19 protein-coding genes are annotated in these 19,994 nt (G+C 40.8%); 12 read left to right on the forward strand and 7 right to left on the reverse strand.

Annotation, left to right across the window (positions count from 1 at the left end; genetic code table 11):
- The first annotated feature begins 7 nt into the window (after window positions 1–7).
- The 10 genes from OQX61_RS05875 to OQX61_RS05920 all read left to right on the forward strand — a co-directional run bounded on the left by OQX61_RS05875 (window position 8) and on the right by OQX61_RS05920 (window position 11,337).
- Window positions 8–487 carry a methionine-R-sulfoxide reductase gene (locus tag OQX61_RS05875; RefSeq protein ID WP_265840725.1) on the forward strand — a complete coding sequence of 160 codons (480 nt, stop codon included), beginning with the start codon at window positions 8–10 and terminating at the stop codon, window positions 485–487.
- 109 nt (window positions 488–596) lie between these two features.
- On the forward strand, window positions 597–995 hold the full coding sequence (locus tag OQX61_RS05880; protein WP_265840726.1) for a septal ring lytic transglycosylase RlpA family protein: 399 nt from the start codon (window positions 597–599) through the stop codon (window positions 993–995).
- A 385-nt stretch (window positions 996–1,380) separates the two neighbouring features.
- A complete protein-coding gene (locus OQX61_RS05885; RefSeq protein ID WP_265840727.1) occupies window positions 1,381–2,355 on the forward strand; it encodes a ribonucleoside-diphosphate reductase small subunit in 975 nt (324 codons plus the stop codon).
- A 108-nt stretch (window positions 2,356–2,463) separates the two neighbouring features.
- Window positions 2,464–4,842, forward strand: a complete 2,379-nt coding sequence (locus OQX61_RS05890) for a ribonucleoside-diphosphate reductase subunit alpha (RefSeq protein ID WP_265840728.1) — start codon at window positions 2,464–2,466, stop codon at window positions 4,840–4,842.
- Between the two features lie 526 nt (window positions 4,843–5,368).
- Window positions 5,369–5,572 carry a cysteine-rich CWC family protein gene (locus tag OQX61_RS05895; RefSeq protein ID WP_265840729.1) on the forward strand — a complete coding sequence of 68 codons (204 nt, stop codon included), beginning with the start codon at window positions 5,369–5,371 and terminating at the stop codon, window positions 5,570–5,572.
- Window positions 5,573–5,653: 81 nt separating this feature from the next.
- Window positions 5,654–6,529 (forward strand): carbon-nitrogen hydrolase, encoded by an 876-nt coding sequence (locus OQX61_RS05900; protein WP_265840730.1) that lies wholly within the window; start codon window positions 5,654–5,656, stop codon window positions 6,527–6,529.
- Window positions 6,513–7,565, forward strand: coding sequence for an agmatine deiminase family protein (locus OQX61_RS05905; RefSeq protein WP_265840731.1), 1,053 nt, complete (start codon window positions 6,513–6,515; stop codon window positions 7,563–7,565). Before OQX61_RS05900 ends, OQX61_RS05905 begins: the two co-directional genes overlap by 17 nt.
- Window positions 7,566–7,609: 44 nt before the next feature.
- The gene (gene fabG / locus OQX61_RS05910; RefSeq protein ID WP_182957196.1) at window positions 7,610–8,353 is read left to right on the forward strand and encodes a 3-oxoacyl-[acyl-carrier-protein] reductase; all 744 of its coding nucleotides are present in this window, start codon (window positions 7,610–7,612) and stop codon (window positions 8,351–8,353) included.
- A 275-nt stretch (window positions 8,354–8,628) separates the two neighbouring features.
- Window positions 8,629–10,713: a hypothetical protein gene (locus OQX61_RS05915; protein WP_265840732.1), complete on the forward strand. Its 2,085-nt coding sequence runs from the start codon at window positions 8,629–8,631 to the stop codon at window positions 10,711–10,713.
- A 12-nt stretch (window positions 10,714–10,725) separates the two neighbouring features.
- Window positions 10,726–11,337 carry a trimeric intracellular cation channel family protein gene (locus tag OQX61_RS05920; RefSeq protein ID WP_265840733.1) on the forward strand — a complete coding sequence of 204 codons (612 nt, stop codon included), beginning with the start codon at window positions 10,726–10,728 and terminating at the stop codon, window positions 11,335–11,337.
- A gap of 15 nt (window positions 11,338–11,352) precedes the next feature.
- On the opposite strand, the gene OQX61_RS05925 is transcribed toward OQX61_RS05920, so the two are convergent.
- From OQX61_RS05925 to carA, 6 genes are all read right to left on the reverse strand, one after another.
- Window positions 11,353–11,652: a septum formation initiator family protein gene (locus OQX61_RS05925; protein WP_265840734.1), complete on the reverse strand. Its 300-nt coding sequence runs from the start codon at window positions 11,650–11,652 to the stop codon at window positions 11,353–11,355.
- A gap of 294 nt (window positions 11,653–11,946) precedes the next feature.
- Window positions 11,947–13,242 carry a phosphopyruvate hydratase gene (gene eno, locus OQX61_RS05930; protein ID WP_265840735.1) on the reverse strand — a complete coding sequence of 432 codons (1,296 nt, stop codon included), beginning with the start codon at window positions 13,240–13,242 and terminating at the stop codon, window positions 11,947–11,949.
- 162 nt (window positions 13,243–13,404) lie between these two features.
- Complete coding sequence (gene aqpZ, locus OQX61_RS05935; RefSeq protein ID WP_265840736.1) at window positions 13,405–14,088, reverse strand: aquaporin Z; 684 nt, start codon at window positions 14,086–14,088, stop codon at window positions 13,405–13,407.
- A gap of 346 nt (window positions 14,089–14,434) precedes the next feature.
- Window positions 14,435–15,526 (reverse strand): ABC transporter permease, encoded by a 1,092-nt coding sequence (locus tag OQX61_RS05940; protein ID WP_265840737.1) that lies wholly within the window; start codon window positions 15,524–15,526, stop codon window positions 14,435–14,437.
- 9 nt (window positions 15,527–15,535) lie between these two features.
- The gene (locus OQX61_RS05945; protein ID WP_265840738.1) at window positions 15,536–16,306 is read right to left on the reverse strand and encodes an ABC transporter ATP-binding protein; all 771 of its coding nucleotides are present in this window, start codon (window positions 16,304–16,306) and stop codon (window positions 15,536–15,538) included.
- Window positions 16,307–16,404: 98 nt separating this feature from the next.
- A complete protein-coding gene (carA, locus tag OQX61_RS05950) occupies window positions 16,405–17,517 on the reverse strand; it encodes a glutamine-hydrolyzing carbamoyl-phosphate synthase small subunit (protein ID WP_265840739.1) in 1,113 nt (370 codons plus the stop codon).
- Between the two features lie 285 nt (window positions 17,518–17,802).
- Here carA and panB point away from each other — a divergent pair, with 285 nt between their 5' ends.
- Together panB and OQX61_RS05960 are read left to right on the forward strand one after the other, a co-directional pair.
- A complete protein-coding gene (gene panB / locus OQX61_RS05955; RefSeq protein WP_265840740.1) occupies window positions 17,803–18,618 on the forward strand; it encodes a 3-methyl-2-oxobutanoate hydroxymethyltransferase in 816 nt (271 codons plus the stop codon).
- Between the two features lie 57 nt (window positions 18,619–18,675).
- On the forward strand, window positions 18,676–19,362 hold the full coding sequence (locus tag OQX61_RS05960; RefSeq protein WP_265840741.1) for an RluA family pseudouridine synthase: 687 nt from the start codon (window positions 18,676–18,678) through the stop codon (window positions 19,360–19,362).
- Between the two features lie 75 nt (window positions 19,363–19,437).
- On the opposite strand, the gene OQX61_RS05965 is transcribed toward OQX61_RS05960, so the two are convergent.
- Window positions 19,438–19,926: a hypothetical protein gene (locus OQX61_RS05965; RefSeq protein WP_265840742.1), complete on the reverse strand. Its 489-nt coding sequence runs from the start codon at window positions 19,924–19,926 to the stop codon at window positions 19,438–19,440.
- Window positions 19,927–19,994: the final 68 nt, after the last annotated feature.

Consider the following 19,994-nt stretch of genomic DNA (forward strand, 5'->3'; position numbering starts at 1 on the left):
GCTATATATGAAAACCTTCCTCAATAAAACATTAATATTGGCCGGTTTGTTAGTCATTACTAGTCTGACCGCCTGTGCGCAAAGAGAGAAAAAAGAACAAGCCCAAAAAACAAGTAAGCATATGGAGTGGAACAAATTAACCAAAGAAGAAGAAGATGTGATCGTTCGTAAAGGAACGGAATATCCGGGAACCGGAAAACTGCTGAATAATAAAGAAAAAGGAACCTACGTATGTAAGCGTTGTAATACCCCTTTATTCCTTTCTGAGAATAAATTTGAATCGGAATGTGGTTGGCCTAGCTTCGACGATGAGATCAAAGGCGCAGTAGAAAGAATTGCTGATGCAGACGGGATGCGTACCGAAATTGTATGCGCAAATTGTAAGGCTCATTTGGGTCACGTATTTATCGGTGAAGGCTTCACCAACAAAAATACAAGGAACTGTGTGAACTCAATCTCTATGGCCTTTGTTCCTGCTGAGAAATAATCGAACTTTTCGTGAAATTGCTATAATGCCTGGTGATAACTTACCGGGCATTTCTTGTTTATCCGGAAAGAGTTTGCTTATGTTTGTCTTTTCACCAACAATTGTAAATATGAAGTATTGCTTATTTTTATGTTTGATGTTGTCTTTCACAGGCATTTCTGCCGGGGTCGACAATACCAGCGAAACAATAAAAGGGGATACAACGGTACGCACAAAAACAGGTTATGCTACTTATTATGCCAGGAAATTTGAAGGACGCCGGACAACCAGCGGTACCCGATACCGGGCTCATAAAATGACAGCAGCCCATTTATCTTTACCCTTCGGCACAATGGTCACCGTTAAAAACCTAAGCAACGGTAAAACGGTAGATGTGAAAGTGAACGACAGAGGTCCACACAGTAAAAAATACATCATTGATCTTTCAGCCGGAGCAGCAAAAAAACTCGGCTTCTTTAGTAAAGGACATTCAAAAGTAGAAATCAGCTACCAGCTTCATTCAGAATAGTCAAACAGGAAATACTTCTTATTACTTCTCTTTTTGTCTATTTATCAACATCATTTACAAAGCATTGTAATCGATAAAACGAAATAAATACCAAAATTCAACGTAATTCGTATGTCAATTTCTTTTCAGCGTGTTGATAAATATGACCGCTTGTTAACAACTATTGTACAGGAATCAGAGCGCCAGACTTTATATTTGTTGTAGTAAAGTTCTTTAGTAAACCACATCAGGCTTTTTAGTTAAAACTTTAGTATTTAGTGATTTAGGATTGATGGTGAATTTTCTTTCGGCTCCAATTTTAAAACTAAGTACGGATAGCCTGGCTACTGGATTCTAGAACGTTTTTAAATTATTCTATACATTTATCCTTATTAAAAAGATGCTTATGCAAGAAGAAGAAGTATTATTAAGAGAAAACAAAGATCGTTTTGTTCTTTTGCCGATTAAATATCCTGAAATCTGGGAAATGTATAAAAAGAGTGAAGCCAGCTTCTGGACTGCGGAGGAAATTGATCTTTCCGATGATCAGAAACACTGGGATAACCTGAATGATGGCGAAAGACATTTCATTTCTCATATTCTTGCCTTTTTCTCGGCAAGTGATGGTATCGTAAATGAAAACCTTGCGGTAAACTTTATGAGCGAAGTGCAACTTCCGGAAGCACGTTGCTTTTATGGTTTCCAGATCATGATGGAAAACATTCACTCCGAAACGTATGCGCTGTTAATCGATACTTATATTAAAGACCCTGAAGAAAAAGACAGGTTATTCCATGCCATTGATACCGTTCCTTGTGTGAAGAGAAAAGCAGAATGGGCGTTAAGATGGATCGAAAATGGTAGCTTTGCAGAACGTTTAGTGGCTTTTGCTGCGGTAGAAGGTATCTTCTTCAGCGGGAGTTTCTGCTCGATTTTCTGGTTGAAGAAACGTGGTCTGATGCCAGGATTGACTTTTAGTAATGAGCTGATCTCGAGAGATGAAGGTTCACACTGTGAATTCGCCTGTCTGTTGTATGGTATGTTGAAAAACAGATTAAGCGAAGAGCAGGTTCATGGGATCATCCGTGATGCAGTAGAAATCGAGAAAGAATTCGTAACGGATGCTTTACCGGTAGCACTGATCGGTATGAATGCCAAACTGATGTCACAATACATAGAATTTGTTGCAGATAGGTGGTTGCAGGAATTGGGTTATACCAAAATCTACAATGCCACTAACCCATTCGATTTTATGGAAATGATCTCGCTACAAGGAAAAACCAACTTCTTTGAGAAAAGAGTAGGAGATTACCAGAAAAGCGGTGTCCTGACTTCAGCAGAAGATAAAGCGGCAGCTTTCTCTTTAGATGATGACTTTTAACTAATCCTGCTTTTCACAGGATAGTAAAAAAATAAATAATAGAAATTTGGTGTTTTTGCCAGGAGTTTTACCGCCTCCCCATCAGCACCTTTAAAAAGCTGAAAAAATATGTTTGTAATAAAAAGAGATGGCCGTAAAGAAGCGGTTAGGTTTGATAAGATAACGGCTCGGATTGAGAAGTTATGTTATGGTTTTAATGTCGAACTGGTAGATCCGATTGATGTTGCCAAAAAGGTAATTGAAGGTTTATATGATGGTGTTACTACCTCTGAACTGGATAATCTTGCAGCAGAAACCGCCGCCTCTTTAACTACAAAACATCCTGATTACGCTTTGCTGGCTTCCCGTATCGCAGTATCTAACCTACATAAAAACACTTTGAAGTCGTTCTCAAAAACGATGGAAAGCCTGTATTTATATATAGATGCCAAGACCGGAAAATCAGCTTCACTAATCGCAGATGATGTCTGGGACGTGATTAAAGAAAATGCAGATATCCTGGATAGTACCATTATATACGACAGAGATTTTGGTTTCGATTATTTCGGTTTTAAAACACTGGAAAAATCATACCTGTTGAAAGTCGAAGGTCAGATTGTAGAACGTCCTCAGCATTTGTTCATGAGAGTTTCTGTAGGTATTCACAAAGGTGATATCGACAGTGTAATCAAAACATACAACCTGATGAGTGAGCGTTGGTTTACACATGCGACTCCAACCTTGTTTAATGCCGCTACACCAAAACCTCAGATGTCTTCTTGTTTCTTATTAACGATGCAGGATGATAGTATTGAAGGAATTTATGATACGTTGAAACAAACGGCTAAAATTTCTCAAAGTGCAGGTGGTATCGGACTAAGCATTCACAATATCCGTGCTACAGGTTCTTATATCGGTGGTACAAATGGTACGAGTAATGGTATCGTTCCAATGCTAAAAGTATTCAATGATACGGCACGTTATGTAGATCAGGGTGGAGGTAAACGTAAAGGAGCCTTTGCGATTTACTTAGAACCATGGCATGCAGATGTATTCAGTTTCCTTGACCTGCGTAAAAACCATGGTAAAGAAGAAATGCGTGCGCGTGATTTGTTCTATGCCCTGTGGGTTTGTGATTTATTCATGAGACGTGTGGAAGAGAATGGCGATTGGAGCCTGTTCTGTCCACATGAAGCACCAGGTTTAGCAGATTGCTTTGGTGAAGAATTTGACGCGCTTTATGAGCGTTATGAAAGAGAAGGAAAAGCCCGTAAAACGATTAAAGCTCAGGAATTATGGTTCGCCATCCTGGATTCACAAATCGAAACCGGTACCCCTTATTTGTTGTACAAAGATGCTGCAAACAGCAAATCTAACCAACAAAATCTGGGTACGATTAAGAGCTCTAACCTTTGTACAGAGATCATCGAGTATACTTCTAAAGATGAGGTTGCAGTATGTAACTTAGCTTCATTGGCATTACCTAGATACGTGATTAACGGTGAGTTTGACCACCAGAAATTATATGATGTTACTTATCAGGCGACTTTAAACCTGAACAAGATCATCGATTATAACTATTACCCTGTAATTGAGGCTCAGAACTCTAATATGCGTCACAGACCAATCGGACTGGGTGTACAGGGATTAGCAGATGCCTTTATCTTAATGCGTTTGCCTTTCGAAAGTGAAGGTGCACGTCAGTTGAATAAAGAGATCTTCGAAACGATTTACTTTGCGGCAATGACTGCTTCGCATGATCTTGCAGTTGTTAACGGCCCTTACCAGACTTTCAAAGGTTCTCCTTTGTCGAAAGGTAAGTTCCAGTTCGACCTGTGGAATGTGAAACCAGACAGTAACCGTTGGGATTGGGAAACATTGCGTACCAATGTAGTTAAAAACGGGGTTTATAACTCGCTTTTAGTAGCGCCAATGCCTACTGCTTCTACTTCTCAGATCTTGGGGAATAATGAGTGCTTTGAGCCTTATACTTCTAATATCTATACCAGAAGGGTATTAAGTGGTGAATTCGTTGTCGTAAACAAACACTTACTGAAAGATCTTGTTGCTTTAGGTCTATGGACTCCGGCAATGAAAGACAGAATTATTCTTGCAAACGGTTCGATTCAGGAAATCGCTGAGATTCCGGATTATATCAAAGAATTGTACAAAACAGTTTGGGAGATCAAAATGCGTAGCATTATTGATATGGCTGCCGACAGAGGTGTTTACATCTGCCAGTCTCAATCGCTAAACTTGTTTATCAATGCACCAAATACTTCGAAACTTACTTCAATGCACTTCTATGCATGGAAAAAGGGATTGAAAACCGGTATGTACTACTTACGTACTCAAGCTGCTTCTCAAGCGGTTAAATTTACAGTAGAGAATCAGGCTGGTAAAAACATGGAGCCGGTAATTCCTGAGCATATCGATCAGGTAGTAGAAGAAATTACTGATGGTCCGGTTTGTTCAATGGAAGAAGGTTGTATTAGTTGCTCTGGTTAATTCCAATCTAAACGCATAAACCATAAGGGGTAAGGTTCATTCCTGCCCCTTTTTTTATGTCCTGCTCAGGTAGGTTATCCACATTTTAATTTGCAGTTCTACACAGCTTGTCCACAGGTTGGGCCATTGTTTTACACAATTGAACAGCCATTATCCACTATTCTCCACGTTTTCTGGTCAATTTCCAACAGGTTCCTAACGTGTTACCCACAGCTTACCAACAGGTTTTACACAGGGTTATCCACATAAAACAAAGCAGGGATCGGTCGCTACGCTTTCAGTTATCCACGCGTTTCCCACAGCTTTGGCCGACTTATCCACGAAGATAAAAAGTTGCCCACAGGTTTCCAACAGCAGTGGTGTAGCTTACAAACAGCTTCTCCACCGCTTGCTAACAGGTTACTAACGCGTTTCCCACAGGTTATTCACAGGGTTATCCACATGCTTTAGGCCTCTAAATAAGTCATTTGTCATATTTATTAACGTTTACACACCTTAATCTACGATCTCGTATCTTTGTGAAATAATGGCCAAACACGAAATAATTCCATGCGAGCGTTGCGGTACACCTATAGAGTGTAAGGCCAACTCCTACACAAAATGTCAGTGTAGCGTGGTACAATTGAACCTGAATGAAGTGCAATACATCAGCGAACAGTATGAAAGCTGTCTTTGCGCCAAATGTTTATTCGAACTTCAACAGGAATATAAGGAGATCGTATCTGCTTAATTGAATTGTCCACACATCTTTCAAATAACAATTAGAGCAGAAATTATTTTCTGTTAACTTTGTATCACAAAATTTCATAGAATGGCTAAAGTACAGGTTGGATTGGTGCAGATGAGTTGTACCGGTAATAAACAAGAGAATCTAGATAAGGCGATCGTTAAGATCAGAGAAATCGCCGCTATGGGCGCACAGGTCGTGTGTCTACAGGAATTATTTACTTCATTGTATTTCTGCGATGAAGAGAATTATGAGAACTTTAAACTTGCTGAAACTATTCCCGGCCCATCAACAGATGTGCTGTCGAAAGTAGCAGCAGAGTTAAATGTAGTGATCATAGCTTCTTTATTTGAGAAAAGAGCAGCAGGCCTTTACCATAATACCACTGCCGTATTAGACGCAGATGGTGCCTACCTGGGTAAATATCGCAAAATGCACATTCCGGATGATCCTGGATTTTATGAGAAGTTCTATTTCACCCCTGGTGATTTAGGTTATAAAGTATTCAACACTAAATTCGCAAAAATCGGGGTATTGATCTGCTGGGATCAGTGGTATCCGGAAGCTGCCCGCTTAACTGCGTTAATGGGCGCAGACTTTTTGGTATATCCTACCGCTATCGGATGGGCAACCACTCAGGATGAGGCGACCAATGTAGAACAATATAATGCATGGCAAACGATTCAACGCTCCCATGCAATCGCAAACGGTATTCCCGTAGTGAGCATCAACCGCGTTGGAGAAGAAGCCGGCGTTGCATTCTGGGGTGGATCATTCGTATCCAATCCTTTCGGAACGCTGTTGTATCAGGCAGACCATAGTAAGGAAGAGTTGAAAGTTGTTGAACTTGACTTGTCAAAATCTGACAACTACAGAACGCACTGGCCGTTTTTACGCGACAGACGTATCGATAGTTATTCACAAATCACCAAAAGATATATAGATGACGAATCTATTTAATAATAGTCCCAAAAAAGCAGGATACAGTTTCCCTGCCGAATGGGCAAAACACGAAGCAACATGGTTGAGCTGGCCACATAAGGAAGAATCATGGCCGGGTAAACTGGAAACCATTTACGGTCCTTATTGCGAATTCATCAAAATTGTAGCCACAGGCGAAAAGGTAAGAATCAACATCAATGATGAAGAAACTAAAGCTTTTGCCATCGCAGAACTTGAAAAAGTAGGCGCTGATTTAAGTCAGGTGGAGTTTTTTAGGAACCCGACCAATGATGCCTGGTGCAGAGATCATGGTCCGGCGTTTTTATTGAATGCTGCAAAAGATAAAAAAGTGATCGTGGATTGGGGCTATAATGCCTGGGGAGGTAAATACCCGCCATTCGATCTGGATGATGTGGTTCCAACTAAAATTGCGCAACATTATGACTTGCCACTTTACCTTCCTGAAATTGTTATGGAAGGTGGTTCGGTAGAATTTAATGGTGCCGGTACGATTTTAACCACTACAGCCTGCTTATTAAATGAGAACAGAAACCCTCATTTGACAAAGGAACAGATAGAAGAATATTTAATGGAGTTCTACGGTGCTGAGCAGATCCTTTGGTTAGGTGACGGCATTGTTGGTGATGATACCGATGGTCATATCGACGATATTACCCGTTTTGTAAATGAAGATACCGTACTTACGGCGGTAGAAAGCAATCCGCTGGATGAAAACTACATTCTTTTACAGGAAAACCTGGAAGCGCTGAAAGCGATGCGTTTATTGGATGGCAGACCGTTAAACATCGTGAAATTGCCGATGCCTTCGCCTGTAATTCATGAAGACACTCGTTTACCAGCTTCTTATGCCAACTTTTACATTGCCAATGCAGCAGTAATCGTTCCTACTTTCAGAGATGTGAATGATGAGAAGGCTTTGAAAATTATTCAGGATGTTTTCCCGGATAGAAAGGTAGTAGGCATCGATTCAACAGATATCATCTGGGGATTAGGTAGCTTCCATTGCCTGAGTCAGCAGGAACCAGCAGTTTAAAGGCTGATTTATTAAGAACAAAATATTAACCAAACATATTTATAATGAAATTATTAGAAGGAAAAACAGCATTGATCACCGGTGCTTCAAAAGGAATCGGCCGTAAGATTGCGGAGAAATTTGCGGAGCAAGGTGCAAACGTTGCTTTTACTTACCTGTCTTCCGTTGAAAAAGGTGAGGCATTAGAGCAAGAGCTGCAAAGCTTCGGTACCAAAGTTAAAGGTTACCGCTCAGATGCTTCGAAATTCGATCAGGCAGATCAATTGATCAATGACATCGTTGCCGATTTCGGTACACTGGATATCGTTGTGAACAATGCAGGGATTACTAAAGATGGTTTACTAATGCGTATGAGCGAAGAAAACTGGGACGATGTAATCAATGTGAACCTTAAATCTGTATTTAACATTTCTAAAGCTGCTTCTAAAGTAATGATGAAAGCCCGTAAAGGTTCCATCATCAATATGAGTTCAGTAGTAGGGGTTCAGGGAAATGCAGGACAAGCGAACTATGCCGCTTCTAAAGCAGGTATCATCGGTTTTTCTAAGTCTTTAGCAAAAGAACTGGGTTCTCGTAACATTCGTACGAATGTGGTCGCACCAGGTTTTATCCGTACGGAAATGACAGATGTGTTAGATCCGAAAGTAGTAAAAGGATGGGAAGAAGGAATTCCTTTGAAAAGAGCAGGTGAGCCGGAAGATGTTGCAAATGTTTGCGTGTTTTTAGCTTCTGATATGAGTGCTTATGTGACCGGGCAGGTATTGTCGGTTTGCGGAGGTATGTTGTAAGATAATCTTTAAAGCGTTTATTTCGTTTTAAAGTAACCGCTTTAGAAGAAGAGCTTTTCAAAAGGAGTATCTGTGTTCTGGCTGGAACCTTTGCCTGAAGGGGCAAAATTCCTATGCCTTCACACAGATACTCCTTTTTTATGCGCGAAAAACCAGAATGGCGCTGATTTTATTAGCTGTTTCAGGCTCTGTTTTTGTGCCATTCTGCTTCCCGCTGGTTTTATGGAAATAATTTGATTTTATTTTTTAAAATTTAGCATCTTAGCCATGTACTTATGGGCAATTCCTTTAATTTTTATACAATATTGACTTTGATCGGCTGTCTGCTGTTGGGATTGCTTTTTGCTTACGTTGCTTATCGTAAAATGGCACATCTGGAGCCTAAGCTCCGGTTATTTTTAGCTTCATTGCGGGCGTTTGTGGTTGCAGTGATTGCTGGTCTGCTGTTTTTTCCGTTGGTAAAGAATTTAAGTTATCAGCTGGAGAAACCGGTAATTATTATTGCCCAGGACAATTCACTGTCTGTCGGACATGTACAGCCAGCTGGTTTTAACAAGCGACAATATGAAGCAGATTTGCAGAAATTAAGGGATCAGCTTTCCGCGAAGTATGAATTAAAAGTTTATCATTTTAGTGATAGTATAGAGACAGGCTTTGATTTTTCGAATCAGGGCAAGCTGAGTAATGCTACGGCGCTGTTTAACCGCTTAAATGACGAGTACCTGAATAGAAACGTCGGCGCAGTTATTATGGCCTCAGACGGCATATTTAACCGTGGTGGGAGTCCACTCTATGATTTAAACAGATTAAAGGCACCTGTATATACCATTGCATTGGGAGATACCATCCCTAAGCGCGATTTGAGGCTGGCCAATGTAAATCACAATAATCTGGTTTACCTGAACAATGACTTTACGATTGAGGTGCAGCTGGAGGCTTTTGAAAGTAAAGGCGGGCAGGCAAAATTGAAAGTATTTGAAAATGGGAAGCAGGTAGCTGAACAGGCAGTGCCGGTTAATAGCAATGCTTTTGCAGCGACCATTCCAGTGAAATTAAAGGCCAAAACGCTGGGCCTTCAAAAATATACAGTGCAATTGGTTCCGCTGGCCAATGAGGTTTCTGAGAAGAACAATACACAGCATGTTTTTATAGAGGTGATTGATGCCCGTCAGAAGGTGTTAATTGCTGCCGGAGGACCGCACCCGGATATTTCGGTCATTAAACAGGCGTTGAGTACCAATAAGAATTATGATTTAAAGGTCGTAACAGGGGAGGATCTGAATGCGCTGAATCTGAATGATTATGGTTTGCTGATAGTATATCAATTGCCGGATATGCAGCGTACCGGGGCAGCCTTTATGGGCAAGTTGGCTCAGGTAAATGTACCGGTATGGTATGTTGTTGGTGCACAGACGGATATTAGCAGGTTTAATGCACTGCAAAAACTGGTTAGTATTAACGGAGCGAACAGTACTATTCAGGAAGCTTTTCCTATGGTGAATACCGATTTTACCACCTTTGATATTGATCCTGCTGCAGTTAAAATCATTAATGATTTTGATCCTTTACTGGCTCCTTTCGGAAAGGTGCTGGTTAATGGTGCTGGTTTTGTAGCCCTGAAACAGCGGATTGGAAAGATTAAAACTGATGCTCCGCAATTGTTTTTTGTGAATGATAACGGTCGTAAGTCAGGTTATCTGATCGGAGAGGGGTTATGGCGCTGGAAATTATCGGAAGCAAAAGATGGACTGAGCAATCCGGTATTGAATGACCTGATCTCTAAAACGGTACAATATCTTGCAGTAAAGGATGATAAACGTAAGTTCAAGGTTGTGCCTTCGAAAAATACCTTTGAGGAAAATGAAAACGTATTGATCAATGCGGTGCTTTATAATGATAGTTATGTGGCGGTAAATACACCTGATGTAAGTCTGCAACTAAAAAATGAAGCCGGAAAACTGTACAATTTCTTGTTTTCAAGAACAGCAGCGACCTATCAGCTGGATGCGGGAATGCTACCTGCCGGAAATTATACCTATACTGCCAGTACCACGTTGGGAGATAAAAAATACCAGGCAAAGGGGGCTTTTTTTGTCAATGCGATGATTGCGGAATACCAGCAAACTATTGCCAATCACCAGTTACTCCATAATATGGCCTTACAGACCAATGGTAAACTATATATGCCGGCAAATCTGTTGAAAATTCAGGAGGATATTGAAAAGAATGAAAGTATCAAAACCCTGAGTTATGAAGACCTGAAATACGAAGAGCTGATAAATTTTAAATGGTTGTTTGCGATGATCATCTTATTGCTTAGCTTGGAGTGGTTTTTCAGAAAGAGAAACGGCGAAATTTAATTCCCACAACATATGCAGATTGGTACAATGGAAACCATTGAGGTATTGGGTACGGTTGCCTTTGCAATCTCAGGCTCTTTTGCAGCTATGCAAAGAAGGCTCGATCCATTTGGCGTGCTGATCATCGCATTTGTGACTTCCATTGGTGGCGGTACCGTAAGGGATATGCTGCTCGGGGATACTCCGGTAGCCTGGATGCGCGATGTAAATTACTGCCTGCTGATTCTGGCCACTTCACTGGCTACCATCTTCTTTAAAACACACATCAAGAAACTTAAAATTACGCTTTTCCTCTTTGACTCCCTCGGTTTGGGCTTATTTACGATGCTGGGTATTCAGAAAGGAATTGCTTTCGGGCTCAGTCCGGGTATCTGTATCGCATTAGGGACAATTACCGGGTGCTTTGGTGGGGTGCTTAGAGATACGTTCTTAAACACGATCCCATTGATCTTCCGGAAGGAGATCTATGCCACTGCCTGTATTCTGGGTGGTTCCCTCTATTTTGGACTCAAACATTATAAGATGGAAGATGATATGGCAAACATCACTGTGATCGCCTTTATCTTTGTATTGAGGGTAGTGGTGGTTAAATACAGACTCACGTTACCTAAATTCGGTTATTGATTTTTAGGTCGGCTATTAGTCTTTAGGGGCTTCCTTTACAATGACGAAAACATCCTCATTGTCTTTTTTCATGAAGTATTTCTCGCGTGCAAATTTCTCTGCCATGTTCAGATTAGTACTCAGCTCACTCAGGTCTTTCTTCACCTGCGCCGTTTCCTTTTCATAGAAATCCTTTTCCTCCTGAAGTTTGTGCACCTCAGAACGGAATTCGTATTGAGATACCATGTCATTCCTGTCAAAAAACAGCATCCACACTATGAAAGCTGCGACAGACAGAAAGTATTTATTACGTATAAGTTCCAGCAAACGTTCCATGCTACAAATATATAAACATATAAAAGTATAAACCTATGAAAATATGTTCATATGAAAATATGTTCATATGAAAATATTTACGCTTAAAAATCAAGGTAAAAGCGCAATCCAAAAAAAAACATCCGAAGGTTTAACGCTCCGGATGTTTTCTTTTTTTACAGGCAAACAAAATAAATGTCATTTGAGAACCTACAAATCTTTCCTTCAAAAGATTTGAGGACGAAAAGGATTTTATTTTGTTACGCGCTCTTATTGTTCTGCTTAAGGCACTTCGTTTAAAGCACCCTACTCAGATTATTTTTTCAAATATTTGAAATCTTTACCAATGAAACGTGCTGCAGAACCTAATTCTTCTTCAATACGTAACAATTGGTTGTATTTTGCTATCCTGTCTGAACGTGAAGCAGAACCTGTTTTGATCTGACCACAGTTTAAAGCTACTGCTAAATCTGCAATCGTAGTATCTTCAGTTTCTCCGCTTCTATGAGACATTACAGAAGTATAACCATTGGTTTGTGCCAGGCTAACTGCATTGATAGTTTCTGTTAAAGTACCGATCTGGTTAACTTTTACTAAGATAGAGTTTGCAGTTTTCTTGTCAATACCATCTTGTAAACGAGTTACATTAGTTACGAACAAATCATCACCAACCAACTGAACTTTGTCGCCAACTCTGTCTGTTAACATTTTCCATCCATCCCAGTCATTCTCATCCATACCATCTTCAATAGAGATAATAGGGTATTTTTCCGTTAACTGTGCAAGGTATTCTGCTTGCTCAGCACTTGTACGGATCGCACCTTTTTCACCTTCAAATTTAGTATAGTCATATTTACCGTTCACGAAGAACTCAGACGCTGCACAGTCAAATGCTAAGAAGATTTGCTCTCCTGCTTTGTAACCAGCTTTCTCAATCGCCTGGATAATCGTTTCAACTGCATCTTCTGTGCTGTCGAATGTTGGTGCAAAACCACCTTCATCACCTACAGCAGTAGAAAGACCACGGCTATGTAAGATTGCTTTTAAGTTATGGAAAACTTCTGTTCCCCATCTCAATGCTTCAGAGAAAGATGATGCACCAACTGGCATGATCATGAATTCCTGGAAAGCGATAGGAGCATCAGAGTGAGAACCACCATTCACGATGTTCATCATCGGGATAGGTAAAATGTTCGCATTTACACCACCGATATAACGGTATAAAGGCTGACGGCTCTCTTGAGCTGCTGCTTTAGCTACTGCTAAAGAAACACCTAAAATCGCATTTGCGCCTAAGTTTGCTTTGTTGTCTGTTCCGTCAAGTTTGATCATTAAGTTGTCAATTGCATTTTGTTCAAATACATCAACACCTCTTAATTCATCAGCAATTTTATCATTTACATTAGCAACGGCCTTCAAAACACCTTTACCTAAGTATACAGACTTGTCGTTATCACGAAGCTCTACAGCTTCATGCATACCTGTTGAAGCACCAGAAGGTACAGCAGCACGACCAAGAACGCCATTTTCTGTCATTACATCTACTTCAATAGTAGGGTTTCCTCTTGAATCAAGGATTTGGCGGGCATGAACATCAATTATTAAACTCATTTTTATTGGATTTTATTTTGTTAGTCAGCCTTAGTGTAAATCATACAATTACTATGGCGATATCCAAAGTTAAAAATTAAACACAAAAAAGCCGTAATTAATTTAATTACGGCTTTTTAAATCGTATATAATTAGTTTATAGTGGTTTAAAAAAGGTTTTGTCTATGGTTTACTGGCAAAAATAGCTTTGTAAACTAATCCGGCGAGAATTGCGCCAGCAATTGGGGCTACCCAGAACAACCATAACTGGCCCATGGCTTCTCCACCAGCAAATAACGCCTGACTGGTGCTTCTGGCTGGATTTACAGAAGTATTGGTGACTGGAATGCTAATCAGGTGGATGAGCGTTAAGCTCAAACCGATGGCTAAACCGGCAAAGCCTTTAGGTGCTCTTTCGTCGGTAGCACCCAGAATAACGAGTAAAAAGATGAAGGTCATCACCACTTCTGTGACTAATGCTGCGGTCATGCTGTACTTTCCGGGAGAGTGCTCCCCGTAACCGTTGGAGGCAAAACTACCAATTTCGCTGCCATTGCCAGTGGCGATCACATAAAGGACGGCAGCGGCTAAAGTCCCGCCTAAAACCTGGGAAACGATGTAGGGAACGAGGTCTTTGCCATCAAAACGACCGCCCATCCATAATCCGACAGATACAGCAGGGTTGAAATGCGCGCCGGAGATGTGTCCTACGGCATAGGCCATCGTGACCACCGTTAGGCCAAAGGCGAGGGCAACACCCAGAAAGCCGATGCCGGCACCAGGGTAGTTACAGGCTAGTACGGCGCTTCCGCAACCGCCAAGAACCAGCCAAAAGGTCCCAATAAATTCAGCAGCAAGTTTTTTCATTTTTCTATAGGTTTAGTTTGATGGTATTTATACTGAAATTTACCAGTATATTTTTAATATTCCTAATGCTGATATTATATGTTATAATGCTGATCCTTAGTTTGCTATAATTTTGTTTTTTATATAATTCAGCGCAATTTTTTAGCCAAAATCAAGGTGCTTTTTAGGGGATACCGCGTTTTTTTTAATGATTCTCTGCAGGATTCCGCTGTAATCTGCGCTGTTTGAAGTCTGTTTATTACAGAAATGTTGTTAACAAAAAAGCGTTCTCCCTTTCGGAAGAACGCTTTGTATAAGTTGATTTTGAGAAGATTCGAAAATCGCTTATTCCCCGGTTAAAAACCGGTTATTCCCATTTGAATACTTTGACGGCTACTGCATAAATACAGATACCCCATATGATCATGATCATGATCTGGTGTTTCACATCCCATAATCCGGCACCTTCAAAAGCAACTTTTCTCATCGCATCGTTTAGATAAGTCAGCGGTAATGCTCTGCTAATTGGTTGTAACCAGGAAGGGAAGGCATCGATAGAGAAAAATGTGCCCGACAATAAGAATTGCGGCAAGGTGATAATATTGGAAATAGGGGGGATGGTACTTTCGCTTTTAGCAATACCAGAAACGACAAATCCAAAACCCATAAATACGATTAGACCGATTATGGCCAGTAATAACATATTGATCACGGTAATTGCACCATGAACCAATGTGAAATGGAAAAAGAAATGACCAATCAGGATAATAAACACGGCACCCAGTAAGGCAAAGCCAATTCTGGCAATTCCTTCTCCGAAAACAATGCTGGATTTCCTCACCGGTGTGGCAAAGAAACGCTTAATCACCAGAGTCTGACGTAAATTGAAAAAGACAAATGCCGTTCCGAATACGCCCGTACTCAGCAGGGAGAACCCAAGCTGTCCGGGTAAGATAAAATCGATGGTGCGGTAGATACGACCTTGAACAGTACTTTCATTCAGTTCTGCCACAGTAGGCATCACATCTTTAGAATTTAAGTTGTACATCAGGTTATGGATCACCGATTTCAGGACATTCCCTTTATCCACAGAAGCGGATGTATATTCTACTTTGGCTTTGTAAGCCGGCTTTTCTGCTGTATTCTTTTGAACATTGATGAGCCCATCAATATTTCCTTTCTCCAGTCCGTTTTTTATTTCTCCGGCATCTTTGTCTCTAACCAGGTGTACTACCGGATTTTCTTCCAGTGCTACGATGATTGGATTGTGAAGATCGGAGCCTGGCGCAACAGCCAGTTCTACTTTTAATCCCCCTTTGCCTAGAAATCCAAAAACAAGGATAAAGACCAGTGGGAAGGCCAGTGTAAACACTACGGCCGATGGGCTACGCATGATTGAACGAAAACTTGCTTTCGCAAGTGCCATGGTAGCTTTAGTATGATTGTAAGGTTTGCTCATTTGTTTCTATTAATTGTCCTCGCGCCATTCTTTGCCGGTTAACTGGATGAAAACATCCTCCAGATTGGCTTTTTTAACTTCTTTTTTTCTTTCAAAACCGGTGCTGATCAGCTGGTCTATCAGGTTGTCTGGCGTGTCTACTGCAATGATCTCTCCTCGTTCTACGAAGGCAACACGGTCGCAAAGCTGCTCCGCTTCGTCCATATAGTGGGTGGTGAGCACTACGGTAGTCCCATTCTTTCTGATCTCAATGATCAGGTCCCAAAGGTTACGTCTGGCCTGTGGATCTAAACCGGTAGTAGGCTCATCCAGGAAAATGATTTTTGGCGCATTGATCAGGGTTGTAGCAATGGAAAAACGTTGTTTTTGTCCACCGGAAAGCGCTTTATATTTGGCTTTCGCCTTGTCTTGCAGGTTTACTTTTTCCAGCATTTCCATCGGATTGATGTCTACGCCATAAAGACCGGAGAACAATTCCATCAACTCCACCAGGTTTAAATTCGGATAGTATCCGGCAGCCTGCAATTGTACACCAATGATTCTTTTGATCTTACTGGCATCTTTATCTACATCATAACCATCTACCAGGATTTCTCCTGAAGTTTTCTCGCGAAGGGTTTCTATGATTTCTAAAGTGGTGGTTTTTCCGGCTCCATTCGGACCTAAAAGTCCAAATATTTCGTTTTCATACACATCGAAGCTGATGCCTTGTACTGCGGTAAAGTCGTCGTATTTTTTTACGAGGTTCTTCACACTAATGATGGCATTGGTGTTGTCCATACTATAAATGTAAGAAGGTTTAGAAGAATAGAAAACCTAATCCTGCTAAACCTTCGAATATAACGGTAAAATGATGTTTTAAAGAGAATTGTCCCTAATTACCAGGCCAATTCGCCTTTGATCATTTCAATGAAATCATCAAATAAGTAACGGGAGTCATGTGGACCTGGAGAAGACTCCGGGTGGTATTGTACAGAGAATGCTTTTTTACCGATTACGCGAATACCTTCGATACTCTGGTCGTTCAGGTTAAGGTGAGTAATCTCTACTTTATCAGATTTTTTAACGTCTTCGGCAATCACACCGAAACCATGGTTCTGAGAAGTTACTTCGCAGTGGTTTTTGATGATGTTTTTAACCGGGTGGTTTAATCCTCTGTGTCCGTTAAACATTTTCATGGTACCAATACCATTAGCTTCTGCTAATAACTGGTGACCTAAACAGATACCGAACATTGGTTTGTCGGCAGCAAGAATTTGTTTTACAGTTTCAATTGCATAAGGCATAGCCGATGGATCACCAGGACCATTAGAGATAAAGTATCCGTCAGCACCCCATTTATTCATTTCTTCGAAGCTGGTTTTAGCCGGGAATACCTGAATGTAAATGTCTCTTTCGTCGAAGTTGCGAAGGATATTCTTTTTAATTCCAAGGTCTAATGCCGCAATTTTATAAGTTGCATCAGGGTTGCCATAGAAATAAGGTTCTTTAGTAGATACCTGAGAAGATAATTCCAGACCGTCCATAGATGGAACTGCTGCTAATTTAGCTTTCAATTCTTCAAGATCAGTGATCTCTGAAGAGATGATACCGTTCATTGCACCTTTATTTCTGATGTGACGTACTAAAGCACGTGTGTCAATATCTGAAATCCCTACAATATTTTCATCTTGAAAATAGTCCTGAATTGACTCTGATGCTTCTTTACGGCTATATCCGACGCTGTAGTTTTTACAAACCAGACCAGCGATTTTGATGCTGTCAGACTCAATTTCTTCTCTGTGGATTCCATAATTCCCAATATGTGCATTGGTGGTAACCATGATCTGTCCGAAGTAAGAAGGGTCAGTAAAAATTTCCTGATATCCAGTCATTCCTGTGTTGAAACAGATTTCTCCGGTCGTTGTGCCGATTTTTCCCGCAGCTTTTCCGTAGTAAACGGTGCCATCAGCCAATAACAAGATTGCAGGTAACTTGGTGTAGTTAGTCATTGTGTGTATAAAAATGAGAAATTATGGTGAAAAAAGAGAAAAACGATGGATCATGCGTGATTTTGATATCACTTCTGTAGTTAACAAATGTGCTGTTAAGTAACCCCTTCATTTCGGGATACAAAGATACATTTTTGAGGTTTTAAATCAAGGATTTTTTTGAGAATTTGAGGGAAGGGGCTTTTAAGGCGGTGGTTGCGCTCCTGATTCTGTCACAAAAACAATTAAACTCGCTTTATTTCGGATGTAAAAAGTAATTTTGCCCAAACTAAAATATAAAAAAAGATGTCTGTAAATAAAGAAGTAAAACGGATCACGACCCATATTTTGCAAGCAATGAAGCAAAATGGTGAAAAGATCGCGATGTTAACTGCTTATGACTACTCTATGGCAACCATCCTTGATGATGCTGGTTTAGATGTTTTACTGGTTGGAGATTCAGCTTCCAACGTAATGGCAGGCCATGAGACAACCTTGCCAATTACTTTAGATCAGATGATCTATCACGCGCAATCGGTGGTTAGAGGTGCTTCACGTGCTTTAGTAGTAGTGGATCTTCCTTTTGGTTCTTACCAGGGGAATTCTAAAGAAGCCTTGATTTCTGCCATTAGAATTATGAAAGAATCCGGCGCTCATGCCGTGAAAATGGAAGGTGGAACGGAGATCGTAGAATCAGTACAAAGAATTATTACTGCAGGAATTCCTGTTATGGGACACTTAGGTTTAACTCCTCAGTCGATATATAAGTTTGGTACTTACACGGTAAGAGCCAAAGATGAAGCGGAAGCATTGAAATTGAAAACAGACGCGCTTGCCTTACAGGAAGCCGGTTGTTTTGCAGTTGTACTGGAGAAAATCCCTGCGAAATTGGGTAAAGAGGTGTCAGAATCTTTAATTATCCCGACGATAGGAATTGGAGCCGGTCCGGATTGCGACGGACAGGTATTGGTCGTAAATGACATGATTGGTTTAACAAAAGGTTTCAAACCTCGTTTCTTACGCCAGTATGTGAACCTTTACGATGGTATTTTAAATGCCGCACAATCTTATATTAAAGATGTGAAGTCTAGTGATTTCCCGAACGAAAAAGAGCAATATTAAGTTTATCGCAGTATTAAAGTTTTATAAGCAGGGCTCTAACAAGCCCCACAACTACAGATGCCAATAACAGCAAAAGATATACTTTATGAAGACAACCACCTGATCGCGATTTGTAAGCGTGCAGGTGATATTGTACAGGTAGATGAAACAGGGGATGAGCCCCTGGATGAAAAGGTAAAAAAATACCTTGCCAAAACCTATAACAAACCCAATACTGCGTTTTTGGGCGTAGTACATCGTTTAGACCGTCCGGTAAGTGGCGTAATTTTATTCGCAAAAACGAGTAAAGCGCTGGAACGGATGAACGCGGTTTTCAAAAATAGAGAGGTAAAGAAAACCTATTGGGCAGTGGTGAGAAATATGCCGGCTAAACCTTCGGGCACATTGGTACATTGGCTGGTAAAGAATCCACAGAAGAACGTGGTGACGCCGCATAATGTAGAAGTACCGGGTAGTCAGCGGGCCGAATTGAGCTATCGCCTGATCGGAGAACTGAACGGTTATTACCTGATCGAGGTAGACCCGCTTACGGGAAGATCGCATCAGATCAGGGTACAACTTTCAACTTTAGGATGTCCGATAGTAGGGGATAACAAATATGGTTACCCAAGAGGAAGCAGAAAAGGCAGTATTTGTCTTCATGCCCGCCGCCTTCAGTTTATCCACCCGGTGAAAAAAGAACCGGTAAACATTTTCGCAAAGCTTCCGGTGGATGGCTTCTGGGAGAAGTTTGAAAATATGTAAGCTGGTCATTCAGCGATTTTAAACCCCAATAAGATATTTTCCTGTTCAGGAGCTCTTATTGGGTTTTTTTAGGGGTTATTTACAAGGTATAGGGCTAAATACGACGTTATGATCGAACTTCAGGCTGCCCCGGTGTTCAAAGATGACTTTCCCTTTCTCTTCTTTCACAGGACCATAGCCTTCGTAAAATTTGCCATCCTTTTTAAGGAGCACCAATTCCCTGACAGACCTTAATCCTTCCGAGTCAAAAGTGTAATCTGCGATTAGGGTGTCGCCTTTCATTTCTCCGGAAAGTGTCCCTTTATTGGCGTCTTTTTCATAAATACGATAGTTCAGAAATCCGGTGATTTCTTCCCCGTTGATGCGCAATTGCATGCTGGCGGTATCTTTATTTTTAACATATTGATAACAGGTGATAGAATGTTCAGGACGCTCATTTGCGGGACTAAAAGTAGTATCTAACGCAATCATTGAAGAATCCGTTGCTTTCTTTTCTGCCTGATTACTGGTACAGGAAGCCATTATAACGGCCAATCCTGCAAATAGTAAAAGATGCTTGTTCATTGTTTTTTGAATTGATTCGGGTAGGAGACTGCAATTGGCCTGCCAAAAAACAGGGTAAACAGAAAGAG

The sequence above is a fragment of the Pedobacter sp. PLR genome (genome assembly GCF_026239675.1).
In the GTDB taxonomy this organism is placed as follows: Bacteria; Bacteroidota; Bacteroidia; order Sphingobacteriales; family Sphingobacteriaceae; genus Pedobacter.